The 13,923-nt window shown below is 58.1% G+C and carries 12 protein-coding genes; 6 read left to right on the top strand and 6 right to left on the bottom strand.

Annotated elements, in window-relative coordinates; translation table 11 throughout:
- The first annotated feature begins 328 nt into the window (after window positions 1–328).
- The 5 genes from ACA058_RS13965 (at window position 329) to ACA058_RS13945 (ending at window position 4,485) form a co-directional block, all read left to right on the top strand.
- Entirely contained in the window at window positions 329–712 is a 384-nt protein-coding gene (locus ACA058_RS13965; RefSeq protein ID WP_497639591.1) for a tautomerase family protein, read from the top strand.
- 29 nt (window positions 713–741) lie between these two features.
- Window positions 742–1,338, top strand: a complete 597-nt coding sequence (locus tag ACA058_RS13960) for a TetR/AcrR family transcriptional regulator (RefSeq protein ID WP_497639590.1) — start codon at window positions 742–744, stop codon at window positions 1,336–1,338.
- Between the two features lie 158 nt (window positions 1,339–1,496).
- The gene (locus ACA058_RS13955; RefSeq protein WP_497639589.1) at window positions 1,497–2,462 is read left to right on the top strand and encodes a 2-hydroxyacid dehydrogenase; all 966 of its coding nucleotides are present in this window, start codon (window positions 1,497–1,499) and stop codon (window positions 2,460–2,462) included.
- 143 nt (window positions 2,463–2,605) lie between these two features.
- Entirely contained in the window at window positions 2,606–3,673 is a 1,068-nt protein-coding gene (locus ACA058_RS13950) for a phosphotransferase family protein (RefSeq protein ID WP_497639588.1), read from the top strand.
- A gap of 44 nt (window positions 3,674–3,717) precedes the next feature.
- A complete protein-coding gene (locus ACA058_RS13945; RefSeq protein ID WP_103393686.1) occupies window positions 3,718–4,485 on the top strand; it encodes an SDR family oxidoreductase in 768 nt (255 codons plus the stop codon).
- 235 nt (window positions 4,486–4,720) lie between these two features.
- On the opposite strand, the gene ACA058_RS13940 is transcribed toward ACA058_RS13945, so the two are convergent.
- Window positions 4,721–5,080, bottom strand: coding sequence for a hypothetical protein (locus ACA058_RS13940; RefSeq protein WP_497639587.1), 360 nt, complete (start codon window positions 5,078–5,080; stop codon window positions 4,721–4,723).
- A gap of 144 nt (window positions 5,081–5,224) precedes the next feature.
- Between ACA058_RS13940 and ACA058_RS13935 the strand changes: the two genes are divergently transcribed.
- A protein-coding gene (locus tag ACA058_RS13935; protein WP_497635176.1) for an IS3 family transposase occupies window positions 5,225–6,777 on the top strand; the annotation gives its coding sequence in 2 pieces (ribosomal slippage) (window positions 5,225–5,687 and window positions 5,687–6,777; 1,554 coding nt in all).
- Here ACA058_RS13935 and ACA058_RS13930 read toward each other — a convergent pair.
- The 5 genes from ACA058_RS13930 to ACA058_RS13910 form a co-directional block, all read right to left on the bottom strand.
- Window positions 6,778–7,752, bottom strand: coding sequence for a hypothetical protein (locus ACA058_RS13930; RefSeq protein WP_497639586.1), 975 nt, complete (start codon window positions 7,750–7,752; stop codon window positions 6,778–6,780).
- A gap of 709 nt (window positions 7,753–8,461) precedes the next feature.
- Window positions 8,462–8,713 carry a DUF1652 domain-containing protein gene (locus ACA058_RS13925; protein WP_497639585.1) on the bottom strand — a complete coding sequence of 84 codons (252 nt, stop codon included), beginning with the start codon at window positions 8,711–8,713 and terminating at the stop codon, window positions 8,462–8,464.
- 181 nt (window positions 8,714–8,894) lie between these two features.
- Window positions 8,895–10,391, bottom strand: coding sequence for a helix-turn-helix transcriptional regulator (locus tag ACA058_RS13920; RefSeq protein ID WP_497639584.1), 1,497 nt, complete (start codon window positions 10,389–10,391; stop codon window positions 8,895–8,897).
- Window positions 10,392–10,509: 118 nt separating this feature from the next.
- Window positions 10,510–11,781: a Zn-dependent hydrolase gene (locus ACA058_RS13915; protein ID WP_497639583.1), complete on the bottom strand. Its 1,272-nt coding sequence runs from the start codon at window positions 11,779–11,781 to the stop codon at window positions 10,510–10,512.
- Window positions 11,782–11,923: 142 nt separating this feature from the next.
- Window positions 11,924–13,408 carry an NCS1 family nucleobase:cation symporter-1 gene (locus ACA058_RS13910; protein ID WP_497639582.1) on the bottom strand — a complete coding sequence of 495 codons (1,485 nt, stop codon included), beginning with the start codon at window positions 13,406–13,408 and terminating at the stop codon, window positions 11,924–11,926.
- Window positions 13,409–13,923 lie beyond the last annotated feature (515 nt).

Below are 13,923 nucleotides of genomic sequence, written 5' to 3'. Positions count from 1 at the left end.
GGGATCTCCACATTCCGGTCACTTGCCACCCGGCCAGAACGCGTCGGAATACCCGACAGGCAGCGCCCTGGCCGAAACAGGGGCGCGATTCTGGAGGATTAGTGAACAGAAGCAAAGACTTAGGTGAGGAACGTTGGTACCAACTGGGAAATTTCCAGCAATGCATAACCCTGTGGGAGCGAACTTGTGGCGAGGGGATTTATCCCCTCGCCACACAGGCTCGCACACATGGATTTGCATCGTTTCATCGGCAAACGCCGAGCCGCACTTGATAAAGGACGTCCATCATGTATTTTTTAAGGACCTGACAACCTTCTGGAGTCATCCCATGCCACTGGTTCGCGTCGATCTCAAGAAACAGCAGGACCCCACCTACGCCAAACGCATCGGCCAACTGATCTACGCCGCCCTGCGCAGCGCGATTGGCGTGCCGGAAAACGATAACTTCCAGATCCTCGCCGAACACGACGAACAGCATTTCATCTTCGATCCGCAATACCTGGGCATCCAGCGCACCGACAACCTGGTGGTCATCCAGATCACACTGAGCGAAGGCCGAACCCTGGAGCAGAAAAAGCTGCTCTATCAAACCATCGTCGAAAACCTCAACACGCAACTGGCCGTGCGCCTGGAGGACGTTTTCATTAATCTGGTGGAAGTGAAGAAAGAGAACTGGTCGTTCGGCAATGGCGTTGCCCAATACGCACTCTGATAGCCAACTTATTGACCTGTGAGCCGCCCATGCCCCGCGTTTCCCGCAAACAAGCCGACCTCAACCGCGAAATCATCGTCGAAGCCGCCACACGTTTGTTTCGAGAACGCGGCCTGCACGGAATCAGCGTCGTTGACGTGATGGCGGCGGCGGGCCTGACCCATGGCGGCTTCTATGGCCACTTCGAATCCAAGGAAGCACTGGCCAGGGAGGCCAGCGAGCGGGCATTCAAAGAGGTGGGTGCGCGATGGCGCGAACGGATCACCACAGGCGATGACAAAGCGGCGGCGCGGCGGGCATTGATTGAGCCTTACCTGTCGGTCTACAGCCGCGACAACCCCGGTGAAAGCTGCCCGGTGGTGGCCTTTGCCGGCGACATGTGCCACGAGCGCGCTGACAGCGGCTTGCGCGAGCCGTTCATGGCCGGACTGAACCGGCTGCTCGATGCCCTGGGCGAACTGATGGACTCGGACGATGCCGGTGAGAATCGGCAGCAGGCGCTGGTGCAATATTCGCTGATGGTTGGCGCGCTGACACTGGCACGGGCCACCCGGGGCGACGCCCTGTCGAAGGAAATCCTCGAGGCGGCCCAGACCTTTCTGACAGAGCCTCCTGCGACGGCCTGAACATTCGGTGCATCAAAAAAGATCGCAGGCTGCGCCAGCTCCTACACTGAGGTGCACGGCTACGAAGACGGGTGCTTGGAAGATTGCCAAAAACTCCCGCAGCCAGCACTCTCGACCGACGTTCGAGCTCGACTTTACGCTGCCCACAGGAGCAAAGCATGCCTGCAACCGTTCTGGTACTCGTTGAAACCATCAATGATTACTTGCCCATTCTCGAACATCAGGGCTTTCACCTGATCCTGGCGCCCACGCCCGCCGAGCGCGCCGAGGCCATTACCCGACACAGCGGCCAGATCGATGCCGTCCTGACCCGTGGCCCGCTCGGCCTCTACGCCGATGAAATCGCCGCCCTGCCCAACCTCAAGATCATCTGCGTAATTGGCGCAGGCTTCGAACAGGTCGACCTGCAAGCCTCCGCCGACCGGGGTATCACCGTCACCAATGGCGCCGGGGTCAACGCCTCCTCGGTGGCGGACCATGCCATGTCGTTGCTGCTGTCGCTGGTGCGCGACATCCCCCGCTGCGATGCCGCCGTACGCCGGGGTGAATGGCCAAAAATCATGCGCCCTTCCCTGGCCGGCAAGCGCCTGGGCATTCTCGGCCTCGGCGCGGTCGGCATCGCCATCGCCAAACGTGCCTCCCTGGGCTTCGACATGAGCGTGAGCTACCACAACCGCCAGCACCGCAGCGATGTGCCCTACAAGTTCTGCTCGACGCCCACCGAACTGGCCCGAGCCTCGGACTTCCTGATCGTCGCCACCCCGGGGGGCCTGGGCACCAAGCACCTGATCAACCGACAAGTGCTCGAGGCCCTCGGGCCCAACGGCTTTTTCGTCAACATCGCCCGTGCCAGCGTGGTTGTTACCGCCGACCTGATCACCGCGCTCGAGCAACGGCGGATCGCCGGGGCAGCGCTGGATGTCTTCGATGCCGAGCCCAAGGTACCGGATGCCCTCAAGGCCCTGGCGAACGTCATCCTGAGCCCGCATGTGGCCGGACTCTCCCCCGAGGCCACCCAAGGCACCGTGGAACTGGTGGGCCGCAACCTGGTGGCGTTTTTTTCCGGCCAGCCTGTGCTGACCCCCATCGAGCTGCCGCTAGCCGTCACGCAGGCCGTCCAGTAAGGCAATTCAAACAGGTGTATCAAAAGCAATGATTGCCCGGCAACACGCTCACCTATAAGGGCCGTCCGAGGTTGTGGGTGCCGGGTGCGCGCATTAGATTAGCCAATAGTTTCAGGCCTCCAGAATAAGCAGAAGGGATAAGCATGGCGCTTACTGATCAATCCACCCGCACCCGCACCGGCGAAGAACTCGATGCCAGCCTGATCGATCCATACCTCAAGGCCCACATTCCGGGCTTGAGCGGCCTGCCACGGATCAGCCAGTTTCCGGGCGGTGCGTCAAACCTCACCTATTTGCTGGAATACCCCGAACAGGAGTTCGTCCTGCGTCGGCCGCCGTTCGGTCACAAGGCCAAGTCCGCCCATGACATGGGCCGCGAATTTCGCATCCTCAATCAACTGCGCGACGGTTTTCCGTATTGCCCGAAGGCCTACGTGCACTGCACCGATGAATCGGTGATCGGCGCCGAGTTCTATGTGATGGAGCGGGTCAACGGCATCATCCTGCGTTCCGAACTGCCGCCGGAGCTGGGGCTGGACGCAGCGAAAACCGAAGCCCTGTGCAAGAGCTTCATCGACAAGTTCGTCGAGCTGCACCGTGTCGACTACAACGCCTATGGCCTGGGCGACCTCGGCAAACCCGAAGGCTACGTGGCGCGGCAGATCAAAGGCTGGAGCGATCGCTACGAGAAAGCCCTGACCCCCGACGCGCCGCAGTGGGAAGCGGTTAAAGCCTGGCTCAACGACAAGATGCCGGCCGATCACCCGACCTCCAGCATCGTGCACAACGACTACCGCTTCGACAACGTCATCCTTGACCCGAACAACCCGATGCAGATCATCGGCGTGCTCGATTGGGAACTGACCACCCTGGGCGACCCGCTGATGGACCTGGGCAACACCCTCGCCTACTGGATCGAAGCCAGTGATCCGGCACCGGTACAGCTGATGCGCCGTCAGCCCAGCCACGCACCGGGCATGTTGACCCGTCGCGAATTCGTTGACTATTACGCCCAGCGTTCAGGCATCGAAATCGACAATTTCGACTTCTACTACACCTACGGCCTGTTCCGCCTGGCCGGTATCGTGCAGCAGATCTACTACCGCTTCTACCATGGCCAGACCCAGGACAAACGCTTCGCGCAGTTCATTCACATGAACAAACTGCTGGAGCAGATGAGCTTGCAGGTCATCCAGAAATCCAGCCTTTGATTACGCCCCTGGCCCAATAACAAGACTTTTCATAAGGGAATCCCATGTCCAAGACTCAGTTGTTCGACCTCGACGGCAAGATCGCTTTCGTCTCCGGCGCCAGCCGCGGCATCGGTGAAGCCATCGCCAAACTGCTGGCCCAGCAAGGCGCCCACGTGATCGTGTCGAGCCGTAAACTCGACGGCTGCCAGCACGTGGCCGACGCGATCATCGCCGCCGGTGGCAAAGCCACCGCCATCGCCTGCCACATCGGCGAGATGGAACAGATCAGCCAGGTCTTCGCCGGCATCAAGGAACAGTTCGGGCGCCTGGACATCCTGGTCAACAACGCCGCGACCAACCCGCAATTCTGCAACGTCCTGGACACCGACCTCAGTGCCTTCCAGAAAACCGTCGACGTCAATATCCGCGGCTACTTCTTCATGTCGGTGGAAGCCGGCAAGCTGATGCGCGAAAACGGCGGCGGCAGCATCATCAACGTCGCGTCGATCAACGGCGTGTCGCCGGGCATATTCCAAGGCATCTATTCGGTGACCAAGGCGGCGGTGATCAACATGACCAAGGTATTCGCCAAGGAATGCGCGCAGTTCGGCATCCGCTGCAACGCCCTGCTGCCGGGCCTGACCGACACCAAGTTTGCTTCGGCGCTGGTGAAGAACGAGGCCATTTTGAATACCGCGCTGCAGCAGATTCCGCTCAAGCGTGTGGCAGACCCAAGTGAGATGGCGGGGGCGGTGTTGTATCTGGCGAGTGATGCTTCCAGTTATACGACTGGGGTTTCGCTGAATGTGGATGGGGGGTTTTTGTCTTGATTTGAGGGTCGGCAACGTAATGCATGCACCCGGTAATCGACGCTGAAAGGTTAATGAAAGGAGCTCCGAATGAGCGGAGCTCCCTGGAACTTGCTGCGCATTACTTGCAGGGGATTCAGCTTGCGGGAATAAGCTTTACCCGTAATCGAATCATGGAGACGCGACCTGTTGTTTCGGTCTTTTTTGCCAAAAACCAAAGAAGACGTTCCTCTTTAGGAGAATGCTTGAACCGGATCTAAAAGAGTTTCGAAAGATCCTCCCCCCCCAAACTGAAAATCGGCAGCTCGAGCGCCTTATCCATGCCCTGGCCGGTCAGGCTAAGTTGAAACTTTCCAAATCCCTGTACTGCGGTCAAGAGCCATCCATAGTTAGAAGTTTGCGGTAGATCAAAGCCAGGTTCACACTTCAGGTCTCCAGGGTTGAACCCCTCCAGGCCAGCACAATGCAGCTGTAGTGCATGCCCCTCCAATGGACTACCTTCTTTGAGCCTTAGCGTAAGAAAATAGGTGATACCATGAACGAACTTCATACCCTCAACAGGTGATTTACCGTCAATAAGGACATCAACCTCATCTTCCAGGTTGAGTGAAAGCACTTTGCCATTACCAAAACCATTGCCATGACTGATACCTGCTCCAAACCGGATAAATATCTCTGAGTGGAACCCCCGGTGTCAGGATAGTTGTCGCCTCTCCGATTTTTCCTGAAAAAGCATATCGGGGGCGGAAAGAGACTGGTCGTGCCGTACTATTCACCTGAACGCAGAGCCGCATTACTCAAGATGCTGCTTCCCCCGCTGAACCTGTCGATGGCCGAGGTTTCCCGGCGCGAAGGGGTCAGCGAAATGTCTTTGTCCAACTGGCGCAAGCAGCTCAGTTCTGAAGGAAGTGCAGTGTCCGAAAACAAGCCGTTCACCGAGAACTGGTCAGCCGAAACCAAGTTTGCTGTCGTCCTTGAAGCCGCCGGTTTGTCCGAGATCGACCTGGGCGAGTATTGCCGCCGCAAAGGCCTTTACCCCGAGCAAATCACTGCCTGGCGACAAGCCTTCATCACCGGCCAGAAATCGGACAAGGCCCAGCAAAAAGAAGATCGGGAGCAGTCTCGCAAAGATAAGAAACGCATCCAGGAACTTGAGCGCGAACTGCGCCGCAAAGACAAGGCGCTCGCTGAAACAGCTGCGTTGTTGGTGCTGCGAAAAAAGCTCAACGACTACTGGGGGACCGACAACGAGGACAACTGACGTCTTTGCCAGAACGGCAGTTACTCGTTGGCTGGCTGAGCAACGCGGTCGTGGCGGGAGCCAGAAAAATCAGGGCCTGCCGGGAAATCGGACTATCGCTGCGGACCTTGCAGCGGTGGACTGAAACAGACGTTATCCAGGCTGATGCCCGAACGACTGCCACACGGCCAACGCCGCGAAATGCGCTGAGCGAGGCTGAGCGACAGACCATTGTGACGCTGTGCAACAGCCCGGAGTACGCCCACCTGCCGCCGAGCCAGATTGTGCCGCGCCTGGCCGATCAAGGGCGCTATCTGGCGTCGGAGGCAACGTTTTATCGCGTCTTGCGAGCGACGGGTCAACAGCAACATCGAGGCCGTAGTCAGCGCCCCAGGCGGCACGCGGCCCCAACGACGCATGCGGCTGAAGCGCCCAATCAGGTGTGGTCATGGGACATCACGTATCTGCCGTCGCCGATACGCGGCCAGTATTACTACCTCTATCTGATCGAGGATATTTACAGCCGCAAGGCCGTGGGCTGGGAGGTCTACGACGCGGAAAGCGGCGAGAAAGCCGCCGTGCTGCTGCAACGCAGCGTGATCGGCGAGCAGTGTTTACACGAACCGCTGGTGCTGCACTCGGACAACGGAGCGCCGATGAAATCGGTGACGCTGTTGAGCAAGATGTACGAACTGGGCATCACGCCCTCGCGGGGCCGACCGCGGGTGAGCAACGACAATCCATACTCAGAGTCGTTGTTTAGAACGCTGAAATACTGCCCGCAATGGCCGCAGGATGGCTTTGCCAGTCTGGACGCCGCACGAGCTTGGGTGAGGGATTTCATGCGCTGGTACAACAACGAGCACCGGCATAGCCGAATCCGGTTCGTCACACCGGCTGAGCGGCATCGAGGACTGGACCATCAGGTCTTGGCCCGGCGACATGAGCTGTACGAACGAGCCAAGGAGAAAACGCCAGAACGGTGGTCGGGTCAGACACGTAACTGGGAGCCGATCGGCACCGTGTTGTTGAACCCCGATCGAGAGCAACAGGTCGAGAAAAGAGCGGCATAGTTAGACGGTTGATGCGACAACTACCTTGAAAAACGCCGGGAATGTGCCACTCTTGGTGTTGGCCTGTACCACCCATTCATGGGTGCTGGATGTGGTCACCACCAGGTTGCTTTGATCCAATCCGCTTCTCGGTTTGACAAACAGGCTAATCGGACTGCCCTTTAACGGACTTTTCTCATAGAAGGTCAATCCGAAGTTATGAGGTACATCCCTGAACAACACGGTCTCCGTCGAATATGGTGTGCCGTCTACAAGTAATTCTTTCACTTCTTCCATTATGTCTAACGATATCACTTTTCCGGGCAGCGTGGCGCCAGTAATAAAGCCTCTCCCCGTGAAATCAAGCTCGAAGGTACCACTCTTATTGGCGCCCTTACACACCCACGTGTTCGGCTCGGTCAACGTCACCTCAAGGTCACCGTCGTTTAATCCGGTGAGCGGGGTTGCCTTCATGCGTAACGGGTAGTGCATCAAGGGGCTGCCCTGCTTGTAAACCAAACTGATACGTCGAGGTAACCCATTAAAAGGGGTCCTGACCATCACAATTCCTCCCACCACGCCGGGCGGAAAAGCAACATCGTCCACCAAAATACTCACCACTTCGTCAAGGAGATTTGCCGCCATCACCAGGCATGGAAGATTCCAGGGGAGATCGATATCCGGACTCGCAAGAACCAACGCCACTTGCCCACGCTGTTCCGCACCCAGCGTAATCTGCCAGTTGAATTTGCCATCGACTTGATTAACGGGACTTCCGAAATCCGGAGAAGCTTTAATGTCCAGACCGCCATCATTCGCCAACTTCAAACGCAGGCCCCTCGGAATTGCGGAAGGAAGTTCGACTGTTACAAGATTTTTTTCCCCATGGTGGAAGACAATATACTCTCCTTCCGGAATCTCATTACCGTTGATGAACAATCTGGCTTGTTCCCAGCCGTCTGGCTTCGCTGATACAGATTTTATTTCGTCGTTCATGGCAGTTTCTCGAAGATGGAAATGGCCGAGCGACTATCGCGAAAAAATGGTTATTATGTAACTGTCACATCTGACAGGTACATAGAACATATTGAAGTAAAAACAGATGGCGGGGCGAATTTTCTTTCGAGTGATGTTTCATTTATACAACCTAGGTATCGTTGAATGTGGATGGCGGATTTCCTGTCCTGAAGCAACAAGCTCGGCACCTGAAATTGCTTTTTGCAGGAGTCCGAAAACACCGCCATCCTGTATGAGCCGCCTTGCGGGCGATCAACACGACGCGGTCGGTCAGACACACCGCCATCGCCAGCAAGCTCGCTCCTCCAGGATTTGCGTTTTGCCGGATTTTTACTGTGTGACGCACCGCGTCACGGTGGTTTCGCGCGTCACCTGCCCTTCCGCCCGCACTTCGCCCATCACCTGGGTGTTATCCGAGGTCTGACAGGTCGTTTCAGGTGGAGGTGGTGGCGCAGCAGGTGGTGGTGGCGGCGGACTGGAACAGCCACCGAGAATCACGGCACAGAGTGCAACAGGGGTGAAAACGCGTTTCCCAAGACTTTTCATAGGATGACCCGCGAAAAAGGATGTACACATTTGTGTGACAACAGAACACCGCCGGAAAGTTCACGGCGTGGCTGCAGAAAAATCACTTTTGTACTTTTTTCTCGTGTATTCAGTCGTCCGGGCATGGCAAACCTGGCAATTCCTACACTACCGGGTCCGGGCGTTGCAGGCTGTTGCTTTCTAGTTCATATCGCAGTTCTTCGATGAGAGCGGCCACCGATTCGGGGGACTGCAGCATGGCCACATTCAACCCGCTGACCACCAGATCGACTTGTCCTGACACGGGGTGGTAGAGCTTGATGGTCAACGAATGATCGCCAGTGAAATTGCACTCACAGGCCAGCGGCGAAAGGGTCCGCTCTAGCTGCATGCGCAGCTGGGACACGTGAATCATCGCGATAGCCCGCTGCAGTAAGCAACTGAGTTGGTAGTGCGTTCGTCGTGCATGGCTGTTCCTTTAGCGACCAAGGGCGGACGAGTGATCCGAAAACGTCATTCGCCCGCTTTTAGCCTAAGGCTTGCCACCTGCCTGCCAGAACGTGATTTTGCACCCCATTGAGTAGTGCATTTGCACCTTACCGTTGACCCTTGGGGCGCCATGCGCTGGAAAACAACCCCCGCTCGCGCGCCCAGACAATCGCCTCGCTGCGGCTATGCACATCGAGTTTGGAATACACCGTCGCGACATGGTTGCGCACGGTGTTCGTTGCCAGTTTCAGGCGCGCGGCGATTTCCTTGTCCGCCAGGCCTTCACAGATCAATTCCAGCACATCGCGCTCCCTGGCGGTCAGGTCGGTAAAGGATACGCTGGGCAACTGCGGCGAGTTGACGTTCTTCACGTTGGCGAGTTTTTCGATCAGCGTGCGACTGAACCATGAGGCATCCTTCATCACCTCTTCAATGGCCGCCACCAACTCAAGCTCAGTGCGTTTGCGTTCGGTGATGTCCATCATTACCAGCAAGTAGCAAGGGCTGCCCTGGATGTTCACGGTGTCGACGGAAACGGCGCAATCGATCAGTTCGCTATCTTTCCTGCGCAGACGTACGTCAACGCGGTCCAGACTTGCGGTTTTCTCCAGGGCGGTGAAGAGCCGTGTCCGTGCCCCTTTGTCATGGAAGAAGTCGATCTCGGCGATGGTTTTGCCGAACACCTCTTCGCTGGTGTATGCGAGGGTATCGAGGAACGCGTCATTCACATCCATCACTACCTGATCGCTGGCGCTGCACACCATGGTCGGCACCGGAGTCAGGCGAAAGGCCTTGGCAAACCGCTCCTCACTCTGGCGCAGGGCAACTTCGACCTTGTGCCGGGGTTCCATGTCGACGAAGGAAAACAGCATGCAGGCTTCGTCATGGAGCTCAAGGGGCTGGCCCGCGACGATCACCTGTTTGTTGCCGCCTGCGGGCAACTGCAGCTCGGCTTGCATCTGAGGAATGGTTGTTCCGTCGCGCAAGCACTGTTTCGCCAGGTCCTTGTTTTCGGCCTGTGCCAGCACATCCAGTTCATAGGTTGAACTGCCGATCACTTGATCACGGGCGTAACCGGTCATCTCGAGGAAGCCCGGATTGACCTTGATATAACGCAAATCGCTGAGACGGCAGATCACCGCTGGCGCCGGGTTGGCAGCGAATATTTTTTCGAATCGCTGCTCGGCGCTGGCCCAGTCGGTGACATCGTCCATGATCAACACTAGGGACTCCGGCTCGCCGTGGCTGTCGGTCACCACCAGGCTGCGCACGCGATGGACCCAGGTGTGTTCTTCGTCATGCACTGGGGTCAATTCGACCAACACATCGCTGAAAGTCTCACCGCGCGCGGCACGACTGATCGGGTAGTTGGCGACCGGGACCAGGTGATTGTTGCGATAGCGCAAGGCGAAACGCCGCGCATACTCCTTGGCGTCGGCCCCCAGCTCGCCGATCCGCTTCACGCCGTGCATGGCCAGCGCGGCGTCATTGGCCCAGACGATCGTCTGGTCCAGCTCCAGTAGAATTACCCCGTCGGACAGGCCGGTGATGATCTGCTGCAACTGCCGGCGACTTGTTTCGGTGGTCAGGACGTCCTGGCTCATTGGATCTCCCCGGGGGCGACGGCATTCTGTGAAGATGTCGACCGCGGGGCTACGTGATAGTGCGACAAAAACGCCCTCGCTCCCACAGAGAGAGTGGGGGCAATCCTTATGCAGCTAATTACCCCTTCGCAATCGCCGCCGAAGCCGCCAGCATCGCGCGCAACAGCACCGCACATCCGGCCGCCAGGTCATCCGGGGCGGCATTCTCGATTTCGTTGTGGCTGATGCCGCCTTCGCACGGCACGAAGATCATCCCGGCCGGGCCGAGTTCGGCGAGGAAGATCGCGTCGTGCCCTGCTCCGCTGACGATGTCCATGTGCGACAGGCCAAGCCCTTGCGCTGCGCCACGTACCGCTTCGACGCAGCCCTTGTCGAAGTACAGAGGAGGGAAATCTGCCGTCGGGGTGAGCTCGAAGGTCAGGCCATGCTCGTCGCAGGTGGTTTCGATGACTTCGCGCACTTCAGCGATCATCGAGTCCAGTCGCGCCGGTTCCAGGTGACGGAAGTCCAGGGTCATGCGCACTTCGCCCGGGATGACGTTGCGCGAGCCGGGGTAGGCTTGCAGACAACCGACGGTGCCACAGGCATGCGGTTGGTGGCCGAGGGCCGCGCGGTTGACGGCGCCGACGATCACCGCGGCACCGACCAGGGCGTCCTTGCGCAGGTGCATCGGCGTGGGGCCTGCGTGGGCTTCGACGCCGCGCAGTTTCAGGTCGAACCACTTCTGCCCAAGGGCGCCCATTACCACGCCAATGGTTTTGCGTTCGTCTTCGAGAATCGGCCCTTGCTCGATGTGGGCTTCGAAGTAGGCACCCACGGCGTGGCCGCTGACTTTGCGGGTTCCCGCGTAACCAATGGCGTTGAGCGCTTCGCCTACCGTCACGCCCTCGGCGTCGACCTTGTCCAGGGTTTCTTCCAGGGTGAACTTCTCGGCGAATACGCCGGAGCCCATCATGCACGGAGCGAAACGCGAGCCTTCTTCGTTGGTCCACACCACCACTTCCAGCGGTGCTTCGGTCTCGATGCCCAGGTCATTGAGGGTGCGCAGCACTTCGACGCCGGCCAGCACACCGAAGCAGCCATCGAACTTGCCGCCAGTGGGCTGGGTGTCGATGTGGCTGCCGGTCATCACCGGTGGCAGGTCCGGATTGCGTCCGGGACGGCGGGCGAAAATATTGCCGACGGCGTCGATGCTGACAGTGCAGCCGGCATCGATGCACCATTTGACGAAGGTGTCCCGGGCCTGGCGATCGAGGTCGGTCAGGGCCAGGCGACAAACACCGCCCTTGACCGTGGCGCCGAGTTTGGCCAGTTCCATGAGCGACCGCCACAGACGGTCGCGGTTGATGTGCTGATGGGTGGACTGCAGAACGTCTACGGCCGCGTTCATGGTGATCTCCTCTGGCTGTTCTTATGGTTTCTCTCAGGCATTTTTTTTGCTGTGTTCGAGGCCCTCTTCGCGAGCAGGCTCGCTCCCACATGGGATTGCATTCCAAATGTGGGAGCGAGCCTGCTCGCGAAGGGGCCATCCCTCACACCGCAGACTTCGCCACGGATGGACTCGGACGCATCGCGCACAGCCCGTAGTAAATCAACCCGCCAAGGGCCGAGCCGGTGAACCAGCCATAGCTGTAGAACCAGCTGAACACGTCGCTGCCCAGGGACAGCAGCGTCAACACCACCGGCACCCCGAAGGCGAGAAAACCGTTCCAGTTCCACGCCGGATACACGTCGTCGCGGTAAAGGCCCGCCAGATCCAGCTGCTGTTTCTTGATCAGGAAATAGTCCACCACCATGATCCCGGCAATCGGCCCCAGCAGGCTGGAATAGCCGAGCAACCAGTTGGAATAGACCGTTTCCAGGCTGAGGTCGGAAACGATCAGGCCGAGCTTTTTCAGCAGTTCATGGGCCATCAGCGCCAGCCCGACCAGCCCGGTGAGTATCACCGCCTTGGTCCGGTTGATCGACTTGGGGGCGATGTTCTGGAAGTCGTTGGTCGGCGAAACGATGTTGGCTGCGGTGTTGGTCGACAGCGTGGCGATGATGATCAGCGCCATGGCCAGTGCCACCCAGACCGGACTCTGGATATGGCCGATCAGGGTCACCGGGTCGGATACTGTCACGCCCACCAGCTTCACCGAGGCGGCGGTCATCACCACACCCAGGGAGGCAAACAGGAACATGGTCAGTGGCAGGCCGATGATTTGCCCGACAATCTGGTCTTTCTGGCTTTTCGCGTAGCGGCTGAAGTCGGGGATGTTCAGCGACAGCGTGGCCCAGAACCCGACCATCGCGGTCAGCCCGGCCGCGAAGTAACTGGCCACGCCCGCGCCTTCGGGACGCTTGGGCGGGATCGCCAGCAGCTCGGTCATCGACACATTGGGCATGGCCCACACCAACAACCCGACCCCCACCAGCACCAACAGCGGTGCCGAGAGGGTTTCCAGCCATTTGATCGACTCGGCGCCGCGAATCACCACCCACAGGTTCAGCGCCCAGAACACCATGAAACCTATGACCTCGCCGGTGCCGCCCAGGGATTTCCAGCCCTCGAACACCGAGCCAAGGAACAGGTGAATCGCCAGGCCACCGAACATCGTCTGGATGCCGAACCAGCCACAGGCCACCAGGGCGCGGATCAGGCACGGGATGTTGGAACCGAAGATGCCGAAGGACGAGCGCAGCAACACTGGAAACGGGATGCCGTACTTGGTGCCGGGAAAGGCGTTGAGTGTCAGCGGGATCAAGACAATGATGTTGGCACACAGAATCGCCAGCAGCGCTTCACCGACACTCAGACCGAAGTACGCCGTCAGCACCCCGCCCAAGGTATAGGTCGGCACGCAAATCGCCATGCCGACCCACAACGCCGTGATGTGCCATTTGTTCCAGGTTCGTTCGCGCACCTTGGTCGGTGCAATATCGTGGTTGTAACGGGGACTGTCGAGGACATCGCTGCCGGCTTCCAGCTCGAACAAGCCGTCGCGCTCGTTCACTTGCGATCTGATCTGTTGCATGGCCGCTCCACTGTTCTTTGAGTTATTTTTTGCTCATCAGGGGCTGGCGGCTTCAATAAACGTGCCGGTTGCCCCGCTTGCGCATCGGGCAGTTCCATAAACACTCTGTAATCAACTGATTTTTATCAGTTTTACTGGGTCGTCCTCGGTTATTTGTCATGCCACTCAGGCCGAATGCCAGCCAAGTTGTCCGAACAGTCAGGACTCAATCTGGTGCATCCATCTTTTTTCAAAGTCGCGCATCAACCATAGACCATCCTCAAACGGCTGATTTCACATAAGAAATCTTGACCATATTTGGATCCTGTCAAGTGCGTCAAAATGGTGAGAGGCCTCACCATTTTGGTGATTTGAGTTTTATTTAGTTATTTATCAACGAGTTAAAAAAGTCATAAGCTTATAAAAAATATTCTTGCTCATTCCCATAACTCAGACTAGCTTTTATTCCTGACAGCGCTGACAGGAATACACCGGTTGACGCTGGCGTCATATAAAACATTTAGAACCGGCATCAG

This window comes from Pseudomonas sp. LBUM1649 (assembly GCF_059716155.1).
The sequence above is the reverse complement of the archived record's forward strand: the minus strand, read 5'-3'. Positions and strand labels throughout refer to the sequence as shown.